The sequence below is a fragment of the Kocuria sp. ChxB genome, from assembly GCF_044359605.1.
Classification (GTDB): Bacteria; Actinomycetota; Actinomycetes; order Actinomycetales; family Micrococcaceae; genus Kocuria; species Kocuria rhizophila.
In genome coordinates, this window is the sequence record NZ_CP121123.1 from 1,506,413 (window position 1) to 1,527,612 (window position 21,200).

Annotated in this window: 17 protein-coding genes; 9 read left to right on the forward strand and 8 right to left on the reverse strand. The window is 71.1% G+C overall.

Annotated features, from left to right (window positions below; translation table 11 throughout):
- Positions 1-73: 73 nt before the first annotated feature.
- Entirely contained in the window at positions 74-577 is a 504-nt protein-coding gene (locus P8S73_RS06645; protein ID WP_039101528.1) for a phosphoribosyltransferase, read from the reverse strand.
- Between the two features lie 99 nt (positions 578-676).
- Between P8S73_RS06645 and P8S73_RS06650 the strand changes: the two genes are divergently transcribed.
- Both P8S73_RS06650 and P8S73_RS06655 read left to right on the forward strand, forming a co-directional pair.
- A complete protein-coding gene (locus P8S73_RS06650) occupies positions 677-2,239 on the forward strand; it encodes a nucleobase:cation symporter-2 family protein (RefSeq protein ID WP_059281667.1) in 1,563 nt (520 codons plus the stop codon).
- Positions 2,240-2,347: 108 nt separating this feature from the next.
- Positions 2,348-4,165, forward strand: coding sequence for a GDSL-type esterase/lipase family protein (locus P8S73_RS06655; protein ID WP_144802131.1), 1,818 nt, complete (start codon positions 2,348-2,350; stop codon positions 4,163-4,165).
- A gap of 212 nt (positions 4,166-4,377) precedes the next feature.
- Here P8S73_RS06655 and P8S73_RS06660 read toward each other — a convergent pair whose 3' ends face one another.
- The 4 genes from P8S73_RS06660 to P8S73_RS06675 all read right to left on the reverse strand — a co-directional run bounded on the left by P8S73_RS06660 (position 4,378) and on the right by P8S73_RS06675 (position 8,327).
- Complete coding sequence (locus tag P8S73_RS06660; RefSeq protein WP_396350266.1) at positions 4,378-6,291, reverse strand: P-loop domain-containing protein; 1,914 nt, start codon at positions 6,289-6,291, stop codon at positions 4,378-4,380.
- A 93-nt stretch (positions 6,292-6,384) separates the two neighbouring features.
- A complete protein-coding gene (locus tag P8S73_RS06665; protein ID WP_223110063.1) occupies positions 6,385-6,570 on the reverse strand; it encodes a hypothetical protein in 186 nt (61 codons plus the stop codon).
- Positions 6,516-6,986, reverse strand: a complete 471-nt coding sequence (locus tag P8S73_RS06670; protein ID WP_223110064.1) for a hypothetical protein — start codon at positions 6,984-6,986, stop codon at positions 6,516-6,518. Before P8S73_RS06670 ends, P8S73_RS06665 begins: the two co-directional genes overlap by 55 nt.
- A 27-nt stretch (positions 6,987-7,013) precedes the next feature.
- Positions 7,014-8,327, reverse strand: a complete 1,314-nt coding sequence (locus tag P8S73_RS06675) for an MFS transporter (RefSeq protein WP_059281666.1) — start codon at positions 8,325-8,327, stop codon at positions 7,014-7,016.
- A 75-nt stretch (positions 8,328-8,402) separates the two neighbouring features.
- Between P8S73_RS06675 and P8S73_RS06680 the strand changes: the two genes are divergently transcribed.
- The 5 genes from P8S73_RS06680 (at position 8,403) to P8S73_RS06700 (ending at position 15,462) form a co-directional block, all read left to right on the forward strand.
- On the forward strand, positions 8,403-9,458 hold the full coding sequence (locus P8S73_RS06680) for a hypothetical protein (RefSeq protein WP_059281665.1): 1,056 nt from the start codon (positions 8,403-8,405) through the stop codon (positions 9,456-9,458).
- A gap of 52 nt (positions 9,459-9,510) precedes the next feature.
- Positions 9,511-12,174 carry an excinuclease ABC subunit UvrA gene (locus tag P8S73_RS06685; protein ID WP_135010804.1) on the forward strand — a complete coding sequence of 888 codons (2,664 nt, stop codon included), beginning with the start codon at positions 9,511-9,513 and terminating at the stop codon, positions 12,172-12,174.
- 226 nt (positions 12,175-12,400) lie between these two features.
- A complete protein-coding gene (locus P8S73_RS06690) occupies positions 12,401-12,964 on the forward strand; it encodes a GNAT family N-acetyltransferase (protein WP_082698390.1) in 564 nt (187 codons plus the stop codon).
- 178 nt (positions 12,965-13,142) lie between these two features.
- Positions 13,143-14,450: a VWA domain-containing protein gene (locus tag P8S73_RS06695; RefSeq protein WP_059281664.1), complete on the forward strand. Its 1,308-nt coding sequence runs from the start codon at positions 13,143-13,145 to the stop codon at positions 14,448-14,450.
- A gap of 130 nt (positions 14,451-14,580) precedes the next feature.
- Positions 14,581-15,462: a class I SAM-dependent methyltransferase gene (locus P8S73_RS06700; RefSeq protein ID WP_223110065.1), complete on the forward strand. Its 882-nt coding sequence runs from the start codon at positions 14,581-14,583 to the stop codon at positions 15,460-15,462.
- 100 nt (positions 15,463-15,562) lie between these two features.
- On the opposite strand, the gene P8S73_RS06705 is transcribed toward P8S73_RS06700, so the two are convergent.
- Entirely contained in the window at positions 15,563-15,811 is a 249-nt protein-coding gene (locus P8S73_RS06705; protein WP_039101511.1) for a type II toxin-antitoxin system prevent-host-death family antitoxin, read from the reverse strand.
- A 111-nt stretch (positions 15,812-15,922) separates the two neighbouring features.
- Between P8S73_RS06705 and P8S73_RS06710 the strand changes: the two genes are divergently transcribed.
- The gene (locus tag P8S73_RS06710) at positions 15,923-16,432 is read left to right on the forward strand and encodes a GNAT family N-acetyltransferase (RefSeq protein WP_144802144.1); all 510 of its coding nucleotides are present in this window, start codon (positions 15,923-15,925) and stop codon (positions 16,430-16,432) included.
- Positions 16,433-16,459: 27 nt separating this feature from the next.
- On the opposite strand, the gene P8S73_RS06715 is transcribed toward P8S73_RS06710, so the two are convergent.
- Positions 16,460-16,852: a VOC family protein gene (locus P8S73_RS06715; RefSeq protein WP_082019294.1), complete on the reverse strand. Its 393-nt coding sequence runs from the start codon at positions 16,850-16,852 to the stop codon at positions 16,460-16,462.
- Between the two features lie 78 nt (positions 16,853-16,930).
- Here P8S73_RS06715 and P8S73_RS06720 point away from each other — a divergent pair, with 78 nt between their 5' ends.
- Positions 16,931-17,134 (forward strand): hypothetical protein, encoded by a 204-nt coding sequence (locus tag P8S73_RS06720; RefSeq protein ID WP_039101509.1) that lies wholly within the window; start codon positions 16,931-16,933, stop codon positions 17,132-17,134.
- Positions 17,135-17,481: 347 nt separating this feature from the next.
- Here P8S73_RS06720 and P8S73_RS06725 read toward each other — a convergent pair whose 3' ends face one another.
- On the reverse strand, positions 17,482-21,090 hold the full coding sequence (locus tag P8S73_RS06725; RefSeq protein ID WP_144802147.1) for a bifunctional proline dehydrogenase/L-glutamate gamma-semialdehyde dehydrogenase: 3,609 nt from the start codon (positions 21,088-21,090) through the stop codon (positions 17,482-17,484).
- Positions 21,091-21,200 lie beyond the last annotated feature (110 nt).

Below are 21,200 nucleotides of genomic sequence, written 5' to 3' on the forward strand. Positions count from 1 at the left end.
CCACGGACCCGGGCAAACCGCGGGCCGGAGGCGCCCCGGGCGGCTGCACCTCAGCCAGGTCCAGCGGTCCGGATCAGCGGGACTTGGTGACCGGCTCCTGCGCGGACCACGGGAAGACGATCCACTCGTCCGTGGACTTCCAGGAGAAGTCGGGGCGGACCTCGGAGCGGGGCTTCTCGTAGATCACCGCGGAGCGGCACTCGGCGCCGTAGCCGCGCAGCAGCTCGAGAACGAGGGCCAGGGTGCGCCCGGAGTCCACGACGTCGTCCACCACCAGGACCTTCTTGTCGCTGATGGACTCGGTGTCCAGCATGGGGGCGAGCAGCACCGGGTCCGGCAGGGTCTCGTGCACGTCCGTGTAGAACTCGACGTTCACGGCGTCCGAAAGCTTCACGCCCATGGCGTAGGAGAGGGACCCTGCGGGCAGCAGGCCGCCCCGAGCCACCGCGATGATGATGTCGGGGACGAATTCCGAGTCCACGATCTGCTGGGCGAGTTCGCGGGTGGCGCTCCCGAACCCTTCCCAGGTGAGAATTTCCTTGTTGTCCAGTTCGGTGGAATCCGCGTGAAAGGCCATTCCCGTAGATTAGTCGGTTTTCCCCGGCGAGCACTGCACATGGCCCGTCCCACCTACACTTCTTGAGGCCACCTCCACTCCGTTTGATCGAGGATCCTCATGTCCAGCAGCGCAGCACCCGCCCCCACCGCGGAACGGGCCACCCGCCCCGAGGACGAACGACTGGGTGCCGGGCGCACCGTGGTCTACGCCGTCCAGCACATCCTCACCATGTACGGCGGGCTCATCGCCGTGCCGCTCGTGGTGGCCGGAGCCGCGGGGTACGACGCCGCCACGACCGCCCTGCTCGTGGCCGCCGCTCTGTTCGTGGGCGGGTTCGCCACGTTCCTGCAGGCGTGGGGGCTGCCGCGGATCGGCTGCCAGCTGCCGCTCGTTCAGGGGGTGTCCTTCACCGGGATCGCCACCATGCTGTCCGTGCTGGCCACGGGCGGTGGCATGCAGTCCGTGATGGGCTCCATCATGGTGGCCTCCGTGTTCGGTTTCCTGATGGCCCCGTTCTTCGCGCGCGTGCTGCGGTTCTTCCCGCCCGTGGTCACGGGGTCGATCATCACGACGATCGGCATCACCCTGGTGCCCGTGGCGGCGTCGTGGTCCATGGGCGGGGACGAGAAGGCGCCCGGGTACGGCTCGCTGGCGAACATCGCCCTGGCGGGGGTCACGCTGCTCGCGGTGCTGCTGCTGTCCAAGTTCGGCGGCGCGGTGCTGTCCCGGCTGGCCATCCTGGTGGCGATCGTCGTCGGCACCGTGGTGGCGTGGGCCGTGGGCATGGCGGACTTCTCGCAGGTGGGGCAGGGCCCGTGGTTCGCGCTGCCCTCGCCGTTCCACTTCGGCCCACCCACGTTCCACATGGCGGCGATCGTGGCCATGTGCATCGTGATCCTGGTGAACATGGCGGAGACCACCGCGGACATCCTGGCCCTGTCCGAGGTTACGGGATCGCGCATCGACTCCGCGCGCATCGCGGACGGGCTGCGCGCGGACATGCTCTCCTCCGCCGTGGCACCCGTGTTCAACTCCTTCACGCAGACGGCGTTCGTGCAGAACGTGGGGCTCGTGGCAATCACCAAGGTCAAGAGCCGCTACGTGGTGGCTCTGGGCGGCGTGTTCATGGTGCTGCTGGGCATGCTCCCGGTGCTCGGCCAGGTGATCGCGGCGATCCCGCTGCCGGTGATGGGCGGCGCGGGCTTCGTGCTGTTCGGCACCGTGATGTCCTCGGGCATCCGCACCCTGGCGCGCGTGGACTACCGCGGCGGCATGAACCTGATCATCGTGGCGGTCTCCCTGTCCTTCGGGATGGTGCCGATCGTGGCCCCGGACTTCTACGCTGCGTTCCCGGCGTGGGTGGGCATCATCTTCTCCTCCGGCATCTCCTCCGCCGCGGTGGCCGCCCTGGTGATGAACTTCTTCTTCAACGAGCTCAGCGTGCACAAGCGCACCACGGAGGCCATGGGCATGGGCACCGTGGGGCTTCGGGTGCTCTCCCCACGGGAGGCCGGCGCCCTGCAGGACGGCGACCAGTTCGTGGACGGCCGCCTGCTGGACGCCCACGGGCGGGAGATCCCGTTCGCGTCCTCCCAGGAGCAGTACGAGTCGGTGCGCGAACGCATCAACGCGGGTGAGCTCACCTCGCTGGACGAGATCCGCCGCGCGGTCGTCGAGTAGCATGTGAACCGGCCCAGCGCATTCGCGTTCGCACAGGGATCGGGCTGACTCCCTGCGGCCGTTCGTTCCGGGCCACGGTCCCCCGCTGCTCTCCTCAGAGGCTCTCCTGTGCACCCCTCGTTCCTCCGCCGTTGCCCCCTGCGCGCACTCGTCGCTCTCGTCCTGTCGCTCGTCCTGGCCCTGGGCGCCACCACGGCGTTCCTGCCGAGCGCCCACGCCGACGACGCTCCCCCGCTCAACGGCGCCATCGGCGCCTACTACACCGCGCACCCCGAGCTCCGCACCGCCATCGGGGAGCCCGTGGAACGGGAGAAGTGCGGGTATCCCTCCAGCGGCTGCGTCCAGCGCTTCGAGCGCGGCGCCCTGACCTACACCCCGCGCACCAGCGTCTCCGTGGTGCGTGGCGGCATGTACTCCGCGTGGTCCCGCAACATCCAGGGTTTCGGTCTGCCGCTGGGCAACGAGGCCACGGACGTGAGCGGGGTGGCATCCCAGCGGTTCACGAACGCCACACTGGTGTGGAGCCCCGCAACCGGCACCCACCCGGTGCGCGGCGGCATGCGCACCGCGTACACCGCAGCCGGCGGCCCCGCCAACGCGGGAGCGCCCAGCGGCCCCGAGTACCCCGTGGCGGGAGGGGCCGCGCAGGACTTCCTCATCCCCTCCACCGGCTCTCGCTACACGTTCACGTGGCACGCCAAGAGTGGGAGCACGCAGACGGTGCGTGGCGGCATCCGCGCCGGCTGGGCCACCGACAAGCGCACGGGTGCGGCGGTGACCCCTGAGCGGGGCGGCCTGGAGCGCGGCGGGGCCTACCAGATGTTCCACGCGGGCCGGGCGTACTGGTCCCCGAAGACCGGCGGCCACACCATCAAGGGCGCCATCCTCAGCGCGTGGCAGCGTTCCGGGTACGAGCGCGGCCTCGGGTACCCCGTGTCCCAGGAGTACGCCGTCTCCGGCGGCGTGGAGCAGCGCTTCGAACGCGGCACCATGCGGTACTCCACTGCCACCCGGAAGGTCACGACCACCCGGTTCAGCACACCCCCTCCCCGCCCGTCGGACACCTCAGCGTTCGACGCCACCGCCACGAAGCACGGGCTGGGTGCCCCCGCCGGAGGAAGGATCTCCGTGGCCGGCATCTCCGCCAGGCGCTACGCGAACGGGACGGTCTACCACTCGGCCACCTACGGCTACGTCCCGGCGTCCAAGAGCGTGGCCGCCGTGTGGGAGCGCAACACCGCGCTCCACGGACTGCCCCGGGCGGCGTCGGGAACGGGTGGCGCGGTGCGCACAACGTTCCAGAAGGACTCTCTGGTGTGGGACGCCTCCCGGGCGAAGGTCATGCGCGCCGACCTCACCCTGGGAGCCGAGGACGCCCTGGTGATCGGGGACTCCCAGGTGGCGGAGAGCTCGTGGGTGGGGCGCGGGATCGCCGCCAACGGCTACCACCAGACCGTCTACCGCATGGGCGGCATCGGGTACGTGGCCAACAACCAGGGCAACAACTACGGCTCCTACGGCATGGGCGTGCTGGACAACCACTGGGCCCTGCCCAAGGGGGCTCCCGGCATGATCTTCGTGGGCGGCTCCGGCAACGACCGCGGCGCCAGCTCCGCGACCATCACGTCCCGCTCCACCGCCGTGGTCCGGGAGCTGCAGCGCATGTACCCCACGTCCACGATCGTGGTGGGCGGCGTCATCTCCCGCTCCGACGTCTTCTACGCCGACCGTCAGCGGGTCGAGGAGGCGCTGCGGGTCACCGCCCGTCAGACCGGGGCGCGCTTCATCCCGATGCGCGGCTGGATCGACACCTACAACGCCCGCGGATACATGTACGACCAGTACCACTTCAACGAGGCGGGGCAGGTCCACATGGGGAAGGTCTTCGCCACCAAGCTCCAGCAGGTCCTCGCCCCGGGTTCCTGAGCCCACCCACCCGGGCCCGACGCGCCCACCCGCCGGGCACGACGTCGCCCGCCCACTTCCGCGCCAGCACACCCGCGCAGGCTGCCACCTCCGCCAGCTCTGGGGGCTGCTGCATTTGCTCCGTTAGTGCAGAATTTGACGCGGAAATCTGCACTAACGGAGCAAATGCAGAAGCGGGGCAGGGACATCCCGCACACCCCGGGCCGGTCAGCTCAGCGGCGGACCCGGTGGTACGCCGCCGCCACGTCCTGCGCCCTGGGCAGCGCCAGGTGTCCCGGGTGGCCCCGGTGGTGGGCCAGGGTGTCCAGTCCGTCCCGCACCACCCGCTCCAGGGCGGCGTCCACGAGCTCGGTGAGGGGTGTGCGGCCGTCCGCCGTGCGCTCGATCTCCTCGATGAGCCGCGCGATCGCCTCCGTCTGCGAGGGGTCCACGAGCTGGCTCAGGGCGGAGAGGTCCACGTCCTCGCGGCCCCGCTGGATGGTGTCGAGACCGCGAGCGCGAGCGGGTTTGCCCCTGCCACCCCGCTGGGCGGTGCCGTGGCGCGGACCGGACCGGGCGGCGTCGTGCCCCGCGGCACCGGATCCGGACGGGGTGGCACCGTGTTCAGCCGGGAGCGTGTGGGACGCTCCCGAGACGCCGCCGGGAATGTGCGGGCGGATCTGCCCGAAGGACTCTGCGGGACGCATGTCGTCGGGGCGCGGGAAGGCCCGGACCACCTGCCGGGCGCGGTCGGTGACGTCCACGGCGCGGTAGGCGTCCATGGCGATCACGAGGTCCGCGACGTCCAGGAACGCCCCGGAGCCGCCCGTGACCAGGATCGAGGACACCCCGCACTCGGTGTAGAGGGCGCCCACCCGGTCCACGAACGGCGTGATGGGCTCGCGCTCGCCCGGGACCATGGCGCGCATGCGCTCGTCCCGGACCATGAGGTTGGTGGCGCACGTGTCCTCGTCCAGCAGCAGCACGCCGGCCTCCGCCTCCACCGCCTCGACCGTGGCGGCCGCCTGGGACGTGGAGCCGGACGCGTTGGACGTGCTGAAGTCGCGGGTGTCCGCGCCGGTGGGCAGGTTGGTGATGAAAGGGGAGACGTCCGTGTGGGACACCGCCCGGCCGTCCTCCGCGCGCACGGACACGGCACTCGGCAGGGTCACCACGCGCTCGCGGCCGTCGCCGGGCACGTGGCTGTAGACCCCGCGCTCCAGGGCCTGCAGCAGCGTGGACTTGCCGTGGTAGCCGCCGCCCACGACCACCGTGACACCCTCCGGCACGCCCATGCCGCTCACGGAGGAGCCGTCCTCGAGCTCGAGCTCCACCCGCAGCGATGGCGGGGTCTCGAACGGCACCGCCCCGTGGGCGAGCGGCTCGTCCCGGTGACCGGAGGCGCGGGGCAGCACGGCGCCGTCGGCCACGAACGCCACGAGGCCGCGCTGGGGCAGCTGCGCGCGCAGGTGCTGGGCATCCAGGTGGGAGGTCACGTGGGCCTGCAGGGCGCGGGCGTCCAGGTTCTCGTACCGGAGGGCGCGGTCGACGACGCCCGGCAGCACCTCCGTGAGCAACCGGTGCGCGGCGTGGCCCTTGATGCGCCGCCCTGCGGCGGGCAGGGCGATCTCGCAGCGCACCTCCACCACAGCGCCGGGGCCAGTGGTCTCCGACGGCGCCGCACGGCCGGCCCCGCCCCGCCGGTCCCCCGCGACGGCGTCCCCCGCCCGGTGCATCCCGGACTCGCGTGCCGGGGCGGGATCCACCGCGTCCCCGGGATCCGGAACGACCACGGAAGAGCGCTCGAGGATCTCCTGGCCCGTGCGCTGGATCGAGATGCCACCGGAGTCCTTGCCGCCGCGCGGACCCAGGTCCCGGGCGGCCCGGGCGAACTCCCGGGTGAGGAAGTCCCCGGCGGCCACGCGGGCGTCCCGGGTGGCGATCAGCTCGGGAGGGATTCCGGTGTCGGCCAGGGAGAGCCGGATCCGGGCCAGAGACGGCGGGGCATACGGGTCCGACTGCACCCGGTCCACGATCAGCTCCGCATCCCCCAGCCGCCACGAGCCCTTGAGCTGCTTGTAGGCGCCGTAGCTGCCGCCGTCCAGGCGGCGGAGGGTCTGGGCGAGGTCCGTGCGGGGTGAGCTCATGGGTCCATGGCACCACACGAACCGGGTCCGCTGCACTCGCCGCCGCGCGGCCACTCCCCTGGCGCGCCACCGCGCGGCGCAGCGGCCCGGCGGTCAGGGTCTGCGCGCGACGAGCTGGTACGTGTGCCAGTGCTTGGGCCCGGAGAACGCGGGGCCGTCGCGCTCCTCCTCGTGCAGACGCAGCACCTCCAGGCCGGTGACCAGCTCGTCCACCTCGTCACGGGTCAGGAACGTGCCGTCCCCCGCGGACCAGTCGTCCCGGTCGCCGAAGAGGTCCACCGCCAGGACACCGCCCGGGCGCAGCGCCCGGAGAGCGGTGCCCGGAGAGCGGCGCCCCACAACGCGGGGAAAGCGCTTCGCGGGACGAACGGCAGTGAGACGCACGCCAGCACCAGCTCGCACGGCGGCAGCTCGCGCAGGTCCTCCAGGCGGGTCAGGGTGTGCTTGATGGCGCGGTCCGTGGCGAGCTCCGCGATGGTCTCCACCACGGTGGGATCGGCGTCGAACGTCTGCACGAGCCAGCCGTGGTCCGCCAGAAAGGCGGCCTCACGCCCCGCCCCGCAGCCCAGTTCGACGGCGCTGCGCCCCTCACCGGGTCCCGCCGCCTCCGCCGCCAGGCGGGCGAGAGGCCGGATGCCCCGTCCGGCCTGGGCGGCGTTGTACCGGCCCCAGTGGTCCGCGTCCACGTGTCCCATGCGGACCAGTATGCGCCGCCCAGGGACTCAGGCGGCGCCCCTCCGCTGCACCCGCCCCAGCACCACCGCCGCCACGAAGCACAGCACGTACGTCCCGGCCACCGCGGTCCATCCGGCGGTGAACGCCCCTGTGAGGTCCACGAGCTGGCCCACCACCACGGGCCCGAGCGCGAAGCCCAGGTACATCCCGGTGGCCACCAGTCCGGACGCCACCCCGATCCGTTCCTTGGGCACGGCGGCCACGATGCCCGAGTTGATCACCACGTTCGCCGCCAGGGGCAAAGCGGCGTGGAAGGCGACGCCCAGCCACATGAGCCAGTGCTGCTGCGTGGTCTCCGCGAGGACCAGCAGCACGAGCCCTGCGATCCCGCCCAGGCTCATGACCTGGATCAGCGGTGCAGGTCTGCCCAGCCTCCCGGTCACCCGGCCCCACCCGATCCGGCTTCCGATCCCGATCACTCCCATCACGCCCAGCAGCAGCCCGGCCACCGTGACCGTGTACCCCATGGCCCGCACCGCGAACAGGGATGCGTACACGTTCACGCCCTGCGTGCCCACCGCGTTGAGGAAGGACGTCAGCGTCAGCAGCCACACCGCAGGCGGCAGCGCGCCCGACGACGCCGCGGCGCTCCCTGCCATGACTCCCGCGCCCACCGCGCGCGGCCCGGGGATTCCCACGGTGCGTTCCCGGGATTCCCGTCCGGGGCCCGTGACGGTAGGAGCGGGCGGCGTCGTCGGGGTGCTCTCGCGGGCGCGGCGCTGCAGCCGGGTGACCACGCTCCACCCCGTGACGAGCAGGGGAACGCACAGCAGCGCACCGAACAGCGCGGCACCCCGCCAGCCGAACGCCGCGCCCACCACGGGGAACGTGAGGCCCGCGACCAGCAGACCCACCTGCACCCCCGACTGCTTCCACCCCATCCACGCGGAGCGCTGGGTCAGCGGGACACGCTGCGCGACGATCCGGTTGGTCACCGGGTTGGAGAAGGACTGCGCAAGCCCGGCGATCAGGGCCGCGACCAGCAGCACGGCGTAGGACTGCCACGCGGCGCTGAGCAGGAACGCCGCCAGCACGCCCCCGAAGATCAGGGTGAGCTGCACGCGGGTGTCGATGCGGTCCGCGAGCACCCCCAGCAGCGGCGCCGCGAGACCCGCCATCACGAACACCGCGGTGATGATGAACCCGTACTGCCCCTCGGTGATCCCGTAGCTCTCCACGATGGTGGCGCTCAGCGCACCCACCCCGTAGTTGAACACCGGCCCGGCGGCCATCGCGGCCATGAGCACCGCCAGCAGGATGCCGGGGGCCTTGCGCGCGGGCGCGGATGGGGTGTGGGTCACAGTCGATCACCCTAGCCCCGCACTGCACCCTCGGCCTCCCGTAGGCTTTCCCCACGACTGAGAAAGGCGGACGTCATGAGTGACTCACTGGATCCGGGCCTCGCCCGGGCCCTGCAGGAACCGGCGCGGCTGGTGCGCGCGGACCCCGCACTGCTGGAGACGGTCCGTCAGGCGGGCTCCCCCGCCCAGGCGGAACTGATGCGCCGCGCCTCGGACGCGGGCACCGTGGAGGACCGGTACGCTGCGGCCGCCATGCTCGCTGCCCTCTTCGGCCACCGCGGCCCGCTGGACCAGGCGGCCCACGGCTACGGGAGCACCCCGCCGCTCGAGCTGCTCGCACTGGCGGACGTCCCGGCACTGCGGCCCGCCCTGCGGGAGTCGCTGTCCTCCCCCGTCCGCACCGGTCTGCTGGAGTGGGCCACCACCGCGGACCCCTCGCGGCCACCCCTGGAACTCGCCATGGCGGCACGGGACCTCGGACTGTCCGACGCCGCGGTGCTACGTTCCGTCGCGGACCGCGCCGACCAGGTCGCCCACGGTGCAGGGCGCGCGCAGAAGGGTCCCCTGGCCCGGTTCTCCGAGGTGCTGCGCGCGGCGGCGGACAGTGCACAGGGTCGCGCGGCGGCGTCGTCGCCCGCGTCCGGTTCCCGCCCGTCCCCGCAGGATCCCGTGCTGTCCCAGGGCCCCGCGGTCACGACCACCGGCATCCCTGCCTCCGAGATGCTGGACGACGACGAACTGGACGAGCCTGCCCAGCCCAGCGGGCGCTACCCCGGTGAGGGCGTGCCCGTACGCGACTCGATCGCGGGCCCCGGCGCGGGCGCGGCGCGGGAGACCTGGGATCCGGGCAGCGCCCCGGGCCACCCTGACTCCCGCCACGAGCCCCAGGACGGGTACGACGCCGCCCGCGCGCCCGGTTCCGCCGGCTCGCCCGACGGCTACGGCCCGCCGGTTCCCCCGCGCCAGCCGTCGACCAACGAGCTGTACTACGGGGTGGGCAGCGAGCGCCACGCTCCGCGCGACCCGAACAGCGAGGAGACGCGGAACGAGAACCGCAGCGTTGCCCGCAACTGGGCCATTACGTTCGCGGTGATCGTGGCGATCATGGTGCTGCTGGTGATCCTGCTCTGACAGCAGCTCCTGGCGGCGTCGACCGGGAGCACGCGGCGGTAGCGTGGCCCGGGTGACTACTGAGCAGAACGGCACCGCACCCTGGCAGCACGGCGTGGTGGTGCGCGGCGCGCGCCAGAACAACCTTCGGGACGTCTCCCTGGACCTGCCCCGGGACGCCATCGTGGTGTTCACGGGGGTGTCCGGCTCGGGGAAGTCGTCGCTCGCGTTCGGCACCCTGTTCGCGGAGTCGCAGCGGCGCTACCTGGAGTCCGTGGCGCCGTACGCGCGGCGGCTCATCGACCAGGCGGGCGTCCCGGACGTGGACGTGATCGAGGGGCTGCCACCCGCCGTCGCCCTCCAGCAGCAGCGGGGCGGGGGTGGTGCGCGCTCGGACGTGGCCACCGTGACCACGCTGTCCAGCCTGGTGCGGATGCTGTACTCGCGCGCCGGGTGGTACCCGCCGGGGCAGGGGATGCTCTACGCGGAGGACTTCTCCGCGAACACCGTGCAGGGCGCGTGCCCCACGTGCCACGGCATCGGGCGGGTGTACGAGGTCACCGAGCGCACCATGGTCCCTGACCCGTCCCTGACCATCCGCGAGCGCGCCGTCGCCTCCTGGCCCGTGGCGTGGGCGGGACAGAACCAGCGGGACATCCTGGTGTCCCTGGGCTACGACGTGGACACCCCCTGGAAGGACCTCCCGCAGAAGGACCGCGACTGGATCCTCTACACCGAGGAGCGCCCCACGGTGGGTGTGTACCGCGGGCTGAGTCCCAACCAGACGCGCAAGGCCCAGCAGGAGGGTGTGGAGCCCACCTACCAGGGCACGTTCATCGGTGCCCGCCGCTACGTGCTGGACACGTTCGCCAACGCCAAGAGCCCCAGCACCAAGAAGCGCGCGGCCCAGTACCTCACCAGCGAGCTGTGCTCCGAGTGCCACGGCAAGAAGATCACGAAGGAGGCGCTGTCGGTCACGTTCGAGGGCCTGGACATCGCCGAGTTCTCGCACCTGCCGCTCGCGCACCTCGCGGAGATCGCGCGCACCGTGGCCGCGGAGGGCTGGACCCCGAGCGAGGCCGGCCACCTGCCGGACCACGTGCTGGACGCCGAGTCCCGCGCGGCCTCCACCGCCGCCCGGGTGGAACAGGGAGGGGCCTCGCACGACGCCGCTCCGGACGTCCGCCGCACACCGAACCTCTCCGTGGAGAAGCGTGCCGCCGCTCAGCGCCTGGCCGCGGACCTCGTGGCGCGGCTGCAGCCCATGATCGACCTGGGCCTGGGCTACCTCTCCCTGGACCGCACCACGCCCACGCTCTCCGGGGGTGAGCGGCAGCGGCTGCGCCTGGCCACGCAGCTGTCCTCCCAGCTCTTCGGGGTGGCGTACGTGCTGGACGAGCCCTCCGCGGGTCTGCACCCTCGTGACCTGGACGCGCTGATCGGGATCCTGCACGGGCTCAAGGACCGCGGCAACAGCCTGTTCATCGTGGAGCACTCGCTCACGGTGATCCAGGAGGCGGACTGGCTCGTGGACATCGGACCCGACGCCGGCGAGCGCGGCGGGCGCGTGCTCTACAGCGGGGATCCCCGGGGCCTCGCGGACGTTCCCGAGTCCGCCACGCGCCGCTACCTCTTCCCGGAGCACGCCACCGCGTGCGCCGCCCGCGAGCCGCGCACGCCGCAGGGCTGGCTGGCCCTAGAAGGGGTCACCCGCAACAACCTGCGCGACCTGGACGTGAGCTTCCCCGCCGGGTGCCTCACCGCCGTCACGGGCATCTCCGGCTCGGGCAAGTCCAGCCTGGTCAGCCAGGCCCTGCCGGCCCTCGTGCGCGAGCGCCTGGGCCAGCGCACGGGCGGGTCCCCGGAGATCACGGGCGATCCGGAGTCGGACCTGCTGGCGGCCGACGACGCCGCCGAGGACGTCCGCGGGAAGGTCACCTCGGTGCCGGAGGGTGTGCGCCGCGTCGTCGTGATCGACCAGAAGCCGATCGGCCGCACGCCGCGCTCCAACGTGGCCACCTACACGGGGCTGTTCGACGACGTCCGCAAGCTCTACGCCGCCACGGACGAGGCCAAGAAGCGCGGGTACAGGGCCGGGCGGTTCTCGTTCAACGTGGTGGGCAGACGCTGCCCCACGTGCGAGGGCGAGGGCAGCGTGATGGTGGAGCTGCTGTTCCTGCCCAGCGTGTACGCCCCGTGCCCGGACTGCCACGGCACGCGGTACAAGGAGAGCACCCTGGAGGTGCTGTGGCGGGAGCGCTCCGTGGCGGACGTGCTGGGCATGAGCGTGGACGATGCGCACGCGTTCTTCGAGGGCGAGGACTCCATCCACCACAGCCTGGGCGTGCTGCGGGACGTGGGGCTCGGCTACCTGCGGCTGGGCCAGCCGGCCACCGAGCTCTCGGGCGGTGAGGCCCAGCGGGTCAAGCTCGCCTCGGAGCTGCAGCGGGCCTCCCGCGGGGACACCCTCTACGTGCTGGACGAGCCCACCGCCGGGCTGCACCCCGCGGACAGCGACCGGCTCATGAGCCACCTGCAGGGGCTCGCGGACGCGGGCAACACCGTGGTCATGGCCGAGCTGGACATGCGCATGGTCGCGCAGGCGGACCACGTGGTGGACATGGGCCCCGGCGCGGGAGCCGACGGCGGCCGGGTGGTCGCGGCGGGCACCCCGCACGACGTCTCCGCGCACCCGGACAGCGCCACCGCGCCGTACCTGCGGGGCGTGCTCGGCTGAACCGGCCCCCTCAGCGACGCCCAGCCCCCACCGTGAGACGCCTTGCGCTGGGGACTCGTCAGCGACCACGTCCTTGGCGAGTCGACGCGGGTCCGTCCGGTCAGTTTCGAGGGAAGCCCGCTCCCCCGCCTGAGGCCTCGGGGTCGCGGATCCGCGTCCGTGAACACGCCGTTCCTGGCTTGCCGGGTGGCCGGACGGCAGATCTTGCACCGGGGACAATGAAGGCATGAGCATCGACGTCCGTCCGGAAGACCCCCGCGATTTTGCTGCTGTCCGGTCCCTCGTGGCCCGCGCCTTCACGGACGCGGAGCACAGTGCCCCGCCCGTGGAGGCGGACGGCGCCCCCGGCGAGACAACGCTGGTGGGCTGGCTGCGCAATTCTCCCGCCCACGACCCCCGCTTCGCGCTGACCGCCCAGGACGGCGCGGACCTCGTGGGTTTCGCGATGGCCACGTGGGGCCGCTGCGGGGGCGAGCCCGTGCTGGGTGTCGGTCCCGTGGCCGTGGATCCGGCCCGGCAGGGCGAGGGCGTCGGTTCACGGCTCATGAGCGCCCTGGTCGAGCGCGCCACCGAGGCCGGGCAGCCGCTCCTGGTGCTGCTGGGCGACCCGGAGTTCTACTCACGCTTCGGGTTCGTCCCGGCCTCACGGCTCGGAATCACCGGGGAGCCCGAGTGGGGCGAGTTCTTCCAGGCGGTGCCCCTGGGGGACGGCGTCGTCGTGGACCCGGGCGAGTACCGCGGCCCGCGCGGCTCGTACGAGTACGCCGAACCGTTCTCCCGCCTCGGCTGACCCGGGATCCACACCGTGTGACCCGTGACACCGTAGGGTGGTCCCCAGAAGGGACGTCGGGGCGTGGCAGCACCCCGGCACGGGGGTCCTGACACGGCTGCCGCGTGCGGGGGCGCGCCGGGGGTGACCGTTCGACGTCGTCCTCCCGGGGTGACCCACGGGACGGGGGAACACCGACATGACCGAGCCAGGCAAGCACCGCGCCGCGCACCGCGCCGAACGGGGAGGTCGGAGCAGGTCGCTGCTGTGGCTCGCCGTGGCCGCCGCGCTGGTGCTGATCCTCAGCACGGCCTTCTCCATCTCGCGCCTGGACTCGGACGACGACGCCTCCGGCGGTTCCGAGGCGAGCGGCACCTCCGGGGCGGCGGGCGCGGAGGGGGGCGAGCCCGTCGTCGTGGGCCCTGCAAAGACCGGAGCGGGGACGTGGGCCGCGGTGCTGCAGGACCCCGCCGTGGAGCTCGGCACACCGAGTGAGGACGCCGGGACGCGTGAGCTGATTTCGCGCGCACTGGGCGAGGTGCAGGACGGACAGGCGGACCGCGCGGCCACCGAGCAGGCCATGAAGCGGCGCGCCCGCACCGAGGGAGATGCCGCACCCGTCCAGAACGCGACGCAGCGCCTGGACCAGGTCGCGGCGAACCCCGCCCCGAGCACCCCGGCGCCCGCGGACCCGAGCGCGCCCGCCTACGCCGCGGGAGCGGAACACCCCGCGGCCACCGTGGTCACGCGCAGCGAGTGGGACGACTTCCGCGCCCAGCACGCGGACACGACGCTCGTGGCGAGCACCCCGGGCGACCGCCCCGCCTCCGAGGCACCCACCGCGGACGACGCCGCCCTGACGCAGGCTCTGGGCGAGTGGGAGCACCTGGCGGAGCCGTTCCACGCCCTGGTGGCCATCGACACGTCAGGTTCCATGAGCACCCCGGCGCTGCCGGACGGCGCCACGCGGATGGACCTCACCAAGGCCGCGGCCTCCACGGCCGTGGGCCTGTTCCCGGAGCACGACGCGCTGGGACTGTGGACGTTCGCGCGCCACCTGGACGGGGTCAAGGACCACCGCTCCCTGGCCCCCGTGAGGGAACTGTCCGCCCCGGTGGACGGCGCCACCCAGCGGGATCAGCTCGCCCAGGACGCCCAGTCACTGACCTATGTGCCCAAGGGGTACACGGGCCTGTACGACACCACGCTGGCCGCCTACCGCCAGGTGCTGCACGACGATGCCCCGGACCACCTGCGCACGGTGATCGTCCTGACCGACGGCATCAACCAGGACCCGGGCTCCATGGGACTGGACGAGCTGCTCACCACGCTGGAGAAGGAGCAGGACCCCGAGAACCCGGTGCGCATCATCACCGTGGGCATCTCCCAGGACGCGGACGCGAAGGTCCTGAAGCAGATCGCGGAGACCACCGGAGGTACCTCTCACATCGCCCGGGCACCGGAGGACATCCAGAAAGTGTTCGTGGATGCGCTGACGGGTGCGTGAAGGGCGCAGCGCTTGCCGGGCGACTCGCACAGCGACCGCCGGGCCCGCAGCGCCTGAGGTGCAGTTCTGACGGGGATCTCCGCGACATCGCAGGCAGAACTGCACCTCACGCGCTTTAGACACTGGGACTGTGGCGGATCCCGCTGAGCTGGCCCAGGGACGCTACCGAATTGACGGCGCTCGTCACATCATTCCGAGACAGAGCCGCTGCAAGGAAATCACCTACCTTAGGAAGATGGGAGAGGCTGAGGAACAGCTGGTTGCGTCTTGGCGCGCTGAGGAGCGTGCGCAGCCAGAGGGGTGGGATTTTTCCGATCTAGCTGATCGGATGACGGAGTCGCCCGAGCCTTGGGATCTTGTGGCGATTTACCGGACAGCGTTGGCGGGTGCGACGAGCGTCCTCGACATGGGGACCGGCGGAGGCGAGTTCTTGAGGTCCTTTGGAGATGCACTGCCGCCAGACACGACAGCGACAGAGGGGTGGCCCCCCAACGTGGCAGTCGCCCGAGAAGCGCTTGCACCTCTAGCCGTCGAAGTCTTTGAATACACAGCGCCGGACGAAGACGTCGACTCGGTTGACATGCCGTTTGCGAACAATCGCTTTGACCTTGTTCTCAACCGGCACGAGTCCTTCTCCCCTCGTGAGCTCGCACGGGTGCTGGTCGAAAAAGGGCAGTTCATCACGCAACAGGTCGGTGGCGACGAAGCGCATGAGCTGAAGGCGTGGCTCGGGCATCACGATGAATTGCCGCATGTCAACCTCGCAGCCATGCGGAGGAAACTCGAGACTGTTGGATTCCATGTCGTTGAGGGAGCTGAGCACGTAGGGGCCTACGAGTTCCAAGACGTTGCCGCACTCGTGGCGTACCTGCAACTGGTGCCGTGGGAGACGCCGGATGACTTCACAGTGGACCGCTACGCAGACCGACTTCTGGCGCTCCACCGAGAGGCCGCTGGCGGACCGGTGCAGCTCACTCGCAAGAGGTTTTGGCTGCGAGCGGTCCGTCAATAACCTTCTTCCAGTCCCTGTCTACCCGACGTCTCCGGGTCTACACCTCCAGCGGTAGACCAGTCGACGGCGCCTAGATCCGCCGCGCAGGGCCTTGAGGGTCTCAGATGCCGAGTTCTCGCCGCAGGTCCTCGTGGGAGACCCGTGGCTCCTGCTCGACGCGCGCTTCTGCCGCCGCCCGGGCATCGGCCAAGTCCTCGAGGGCCGCCACCGCACGGTCGTAGAACTCGGGCGAGACCACGACGGCGCGTCGCCCCGCGCCACGTGAGGTGATCTCGACAGGCTCGCGCTGGGCCGCGGCGATGTAGTTGCTCTGCTGGTTGCGGAACTGGGAGAGCGTCACGGACATCATACCGAAAGCGTACAACTTGTACGTTTGTGCCGCTGCTGATGGGGGGTAGTGATGTATGAACAGGTATTCACTTGGTGCATTGGCTTTGTCCCCACGGACTATCATGCGGACATGATTGAGACCCCTCGTCTCCTACTTCGCCAGCCCCGCCCCACTGATGTCGATGCCGTCCATGCATACCGGTCCCGAGCAGATGTCGCCCGTTACCTGAGCGCAGGAACATGGAGCCAGCAAAAAACTGACGACGAGCTCCGGGTCTATGCCACTGCGCACCTGAAGGGGCCCGGCGATGAGTTGGTACTTCTGGCCGAGCTCCGCGCCACTCAGGAAGTCATAGGAGAGGTCGGGCTGACGTGGACCGACGCGGACGACACCGCCGAAATCGGGTACGTGTTCAACCCTGCTCATACAGGAAAGGGCCTGGCCTCCGAAGCTGTCGGCGGTGTTCTCTCCGCAGCCCTCGGTGCGTGGGGTTTTAACCAAGTCAGTGCGCGAACTGACGCTGACAACCGGGCCTCCCGCCTGCTGTGTGAACGGGTGGGAATGACGCTCACTGCGCGCTCTTTGAGTACAGATGGGCGAGATGTGGAGGAAGTTGTCTACACCACATCCGACGCGTAAGGATATTTGTATGGGACCAGGACGCGATCAAGCCCCCGCAGCCACAAGTTCCGCTTTGAATCCTGCGGAATTCTCCAGCCAGCCAGCATAGTGCTCAGAGCCACCGGCATGGGGATAACGCTCCTGGTACAGCGGGCGCCACCCATGCTCGGGGGCAGCTCTCATGATCTCATCCACGCGTGCGGATCGGCCCGCGATGAATGCGAGATGGTTCACGCCCGGGGCTCGACGGTCGTGGACAGCACCGGAAAGATTCGGCGAGGTGGTCAGCGTGAGATAAGCGCCCCCTGCTGACCAGGACTCGCCCTCAACCCACTCGCCCGACTGGCTGAACCCAAGTTCCTCGAGGAGCCAACCCCACTCGGACCGCGCCTGAGCCAGGTCAGCCACCCACACTTCGACATGATGAAATCCCGTCATAGATCCATGGTGCCACCCTCGCAAAGATTGGCCGGTCGACCATGGTGTCGCCTCCCCGGGCGCACCTACCGTCGTGGGATGGCTACTACCACGACATCCCGAACCCCCTGGCTCCTCGTTCTCGGCGTCCTGCTGGCCGTCGCGGCGGCGGCGCTGATCACGTTCACCGACCTGGCCTGGCGCGGCCTCATCGGCTGGCCGCTGCTGCTGGTGGCACTGCTCCTGATGGTGACCGGCGGGATCCGACGCGGTCAGCAGCGGAGGGACACCCACCGGGTCTGAGACCCACGGAGCGGTCAGCGCTGCATTGCGGAGGCCACCGGCGGCTCCTCCCACGTGGCGCGCACACCGCAGGACATCCAGAAGGTGTTCGTGGACGCGCTGACGGGGGCGTGAGGGGCGCCGCCGGGGGCGTGCGCAGCGTGCGCCGTCGCGTGCGCCGCGTCTGAGGAGAGGTTCTGCCAGGGATTTCGGCGACATCCGGGGCAGAACCTCTCCTCAGACGACGCCCCCGATCCAGGGCTGCTGACCCGCAGCCCCACCGCACCCGGACATGACACGAGCCGCGCCCCCGGTCTCCCGGGAGCGCGGCTCGTGGTCGGTCAGGCGTCAGGCACAACGCCGCCGGGTCAGCGCACCAGCTCGTCCACCACGCGCTGCATGGACTGGCTGTGGTTGCCGAAACGGTGCATGGTGATGGACACGGCCTGCTCGGCCAGCATGTACATCATCTCCACGCGCCCGGTGCCCACCACGTCCTCGGTGATCAGGGCGATGTCCGGGTGCTCGGCGCGCACCGCGTAGAGGTACTTGAGATCCTGCTCAGACCCGTCCCACGGGGAGATCACGCGGACGCGAGCGCCGTGGCGGACGTCCAGGGCGTCGTCGTCCAGGGCGCGCAGGTCCGAGAGCTGACCCAGCGGGCCCAGGGAACCGGTGCCCAGGGCGTGAGCGAACTCGGCGTCGGACGCCGGGTTCAGCACCGTCGCGAACAGCCCGTTCACGGCTGCGGGCAGCGAGTCCGCGGCACTGAGGACCACCTGCGAGCCCGAGCGCACGGCGGCGAGACCCACGCGCAGGACGTCCGTGAGGGACGCCCCCTCCTGGGCGCGCACCACCACGGTGCGGGGGCGGTAGCGGAACAGGTTGGCCTCGCTGCGCAGGGCGGTGGGGTCCTTGACCTGGCCGAACTCGCGCTGCCACTCGGACTGGTCCGACTGCGCGGCGCGGCGCAGCCACACGAGGTCCTCGTCCGAGATCAGCGGGGTCACGGCGTCCAGCGCACGGTGCACGCGCGGATCGAGGACCCACGCACCGGCCGCACCGCGGTCCGTGCTGGAGTCCGAGAACGCGGCGCGCTTCCAGCGGCCCAGCGACGCCAGGTAGTTGGGGCCACCGGCCTTCGCACCGAGACCCACGGAGGAGCGCTTCCACCCGCCGAACGGCTGGCGCTGCACGATCGCGCCGGTGATCCCGCGGTTCACGTAGAGGTTGCCGGCCTGCACGGAGTCCACCCAGCGCAGGATCTCGTCCGCGTCCAGGGAGTGAATGCCCGCGGTGAGCCCGTAGTCCGTGGCGTTCTGCAGCTCCACGGCCTCCTCGAGGCTGTCCGCGGACATGAGCCCCAGGACGGGGCCGAAGCACTCGGTGAGGTGGAAGAAGGACCCGGGCTTCACGCCCGTGCGGATCCCGGGGCGCCACAGCCGGCCGGAGTCGTCCAGCTGCTGGGGCTCGATGAGCCACTCCTCACCGGGCTCCAGCTGCGTGAGCCCGCGCAGGAGCTTCTCCGAGGGCTGCTCCACGGTGGGGCCCACGGTGGCCTGCAGGTTCACGGGCCAGTCCACCACCATGGAGGAGGCGGCGTCCACGAGCTGGCGGCGGAACCGCTCGGACGTGGCCACGGAACCCACCAGGATGCCGAGCGACGCCGCAGAGCACTTCTGCCCCGCGTGGCCGAAGGCGCTGGAGACGAGGTCCCACACCGCCTGGTCACGGTCCGCACTGGGGGTGATCACCAGGGAGTTCTTGCCGGAGGTCTCCGCGGTGAGCGGGCGCTCCGGGTCCCACGAGGCGAACAGCTGCGCGGTCTCGTACGCGCCGGTGAGCACCACGCGCTCCACGTCCGGGTGGGAGATCAGCGTCTTGCCGGCCTCACCCTCCACGGCGTCCACGAGCTGCAGCACGTCGCGCGGCACACCGGCCTCCCACAGCGCCTCGCACACCGCGGTGGAGCAGCGGCGGGACTCGGGGGACGGCTTGTGGATCACGGCCGAGCCGGTGGCCAGGGGCGCCACGGTGGTGCCCGTGGGGATGGCCAGCGGGAAGTTCCACGGCGGGGTCACCACGGTCACGGCGTGCGGCACGAAGTCGCCGCCGTCCACGAACTCCAGCTCCAGCGCGCGGCGGGCGTAGTAGCGGCAGAAGTCCACGGCCTCGGAGACCTCGGGGTCCGCCTGCTCCAGCACCTTGCCGGTCTCGGCACCCGCCACGGCCATGAGGTGGCCGCGGCGTGCGGCGAGGATGTCCGCGGCGCGGTTGAGGATCTCGGCGCGCTCACGGGCGGGAGTGTCCGCCCAGCGCTTGCCGGCGACCTTGGCGGTGGCCACCACGTCGTTCACGGCCTGAACGGCCTCGTCCGAGTCCTGGTCCATGTCCTTCAGCAGCTCGGGCACGGCCACGGAGGCGTACCACTCGCTGCTGCCGATCTTCTCGGCCAGGGTCTCGGCCCAGCGCTGGTTGGCGGGCACGGAGACGTCCGTGTCCGGCTCGTTGCGGAACGGCTCGTCCAACGGGATGGTGGGCTCCGCACCCACGGTCTCCTTGCTGCGGTCCTGGACACGGCGCGGCGAGGGCACCTGGGGGTTCTCCTCCAGGTCCGCGAGGGCGGCGCGGAAGCGACCCTCCTCACGCTGGAACACCCAGTTGTCCGGGCCCAGGTCGAAGATCCCGGACATGAAGTTCTCGCTCGCGGAGTTCTCCTCGAGCCGGCGCACCAGGTAGGACACGGCGACGTCGAACTCCGCGGGCTTCACGGCCGGCACGTAGAGCAGCAGCTGGCCCACGTCCGTGGCCACGGCCTCGCTCTGCGCGGTGGCCATGCCCTGCAGCATCTCGAACTCGATGCGGTCCGTGACGCCGCGCTGCTCCGCGAGCAGGTGCGCGAAGGCGATGTCGAACAGGTTGTGCCCGGCCACGCCCAGGCGCATGCCCGTCATGCGCTCGGGGTGGAACAGCCAGGACAGCACGCGCTTGTAGTTGGTGTCCGTGGCCTGCTTGGACTCCATGGTGGCCAGGGGCCAGCCGTGCATCTCGGCGTCCACGTTCTCCATGGCCAGGTTGGCACCCTTGACGAGGCGCACCTTGATCTGGGCACCGCCGTCCGCCACGCGCTGCGCGGACCACTCGGAGAGCCGCTCCACGGCGCTGAGCGCGTCCGGGAGGTAGGCCTGGACCACGATGCCGGCCTCGAGGTTCTTCAGCTGCGGCTTGTCGAGCAGCCGCTTGAACACCTCGATGGTCAGCTCCAGGTCCGAGTAGACCTCCATGTCCAGGTTGATGAACATCTTCCCGGTGCCCTTGGTGGCCGCGGTCTCGTACAGCGGCAGCAGCCGCTCCACCACGCGCTCGGCGGTGCGCTCGAAGCCCCAGTGGGACAGCTGCGGCACCACGGAGGAGACCTTCAGGGAGACGTAGTCCACGTCGTCGCGGCGCAGCAGGCCCTCGGCGTCCGCGAGGTGCTTCTTGGCCTCGTCCTCGCCCAGCACCTCCTCGCCCAGGAGGTTGATGTTGAGCCGGTGGCCCTGCTGCTTGATGTTCTTCACGGACTTGCCGAACGGCCCGGGGCGGGCGTCCACGACCATGTGGCCCACCATCTGGCGCAGCCGGGTGCGCGCGGCGGGGACCACCACGGAGGGCAGCGCTCCGGAGAGCACGGTGCCCGCCTGGATCTGCGCACGGTCCGCCACGGACATGGACTGCGGGGTCAGCTTGGTGATGTCCTGCAGCGCCTTTGCCGCAGCCTTCGTGTCCTCCGTGCGGATCACGCGGTCCACGAAGCCCACCGTGAACTCCAGCCCGTTCGGGTCCTGGAGCACGGCGGCCAGACGGTCCTCCGCAGGGTTCTTCTGCTTGTTCCTGCGCTGATTCTCCTGCGCCCGCTGCAGCCAGGTGCGCACGAGCTCCACGGCGGAGTCGGCGAGGGCGTGGGGATCAGTCACGGTATTGACGGTGCGTGCCATTGCAGCGCCTCCAAGGTCTCGGCCCGGCGACGGTGCCGAGGCACTCCCTCGGCCACCAGCCGAGTCACACCGGGCCCGGCGTAGCTGGTGCGCTCACGCTACCGTGCGCC

Coding starts and splice junctions, on each gene's coding strand:
- P8S73_RS06645 (WP_039101528.1), bottom strand. CDS start 577: ATGGCCTTTCACGCGGATTCCACCGAACTGGACAACAAGGAAATTCTC.
- P8S73_RS06650 (WP_059281667.1), top strand. CDS start 677: ATGTCCAGCAGCGCAGCACCCGCCCCCACCGCGGAACGGGCCACCCGC.
- P8S73_RS06660 (WP_396350266.1), bottom strand. CDS start 6,291: ATGAGCTCACCCCGCACGGACCTCGCCCAGACCCTCCGCCGCCTGGAC.
- P8S73_RS06670 (WP_223110064.1), bottom strand. CDS start 6,986: ATGGGACACGTGGACGCGGACCACTGGGGCCGGTACAACGCCGCCCAG.
- P8S73_RS06680 (WP_059281665.1), top strand. CDS start 8,403: ATGAGTGACTCACTGGATCCGGGCCTCGCCCGGGCCCTGCAGGAACCG.
- P8S73_RS06690 (WP_082698390.1), top strand. CDS start 12,401: ATGAGCATCGACGTCCGTCCGGAAGACCCCCGCGATTTTGCTGCTGTC.
- P8S73_RS06695 (WP_059281664.1), top strand. CDS start 13,143: ATGACCGAGCCAGGCAAGCACCGCGCCGCGCACCGCGCCGAACGGGGA.
- P8S73_RS06705 (WP_039101511.1), bottom strand. CDS start 15,811: ATGATGTCCGTGACGCTCTCCCAGTTCCGCAACCAGCAGAGCAACTAC.
- P8S73_RS06710 (WP_144802144.1), top strand. CDS start 15,923: ATGATTGAGACCCCTCGTCTCCTACTTCGCCAGCCCCGCCCCACTGAT.
- P8S73_RS06715 (WP_082019294.1), bottom strand. CDS start 16,852: ATGACGGGATTTCATCATGTCGAAGTGTGGGTGGCTGACCTGGCTCAG.
- P8S73_RS06720 (WP_039101509.1), top strand. CDS start 16,931: ATGGCTACTACCACGACATCCCGAACCCCCTGGCTCCTCGTTCTCGGC.
- P8S73_RS06725 (WP_144802147.1), bottom strand. CDS start 21,090: ATGGCACGCACCGTCAATACCGTGACTGATCCCCACGCCCTCGCCGAC.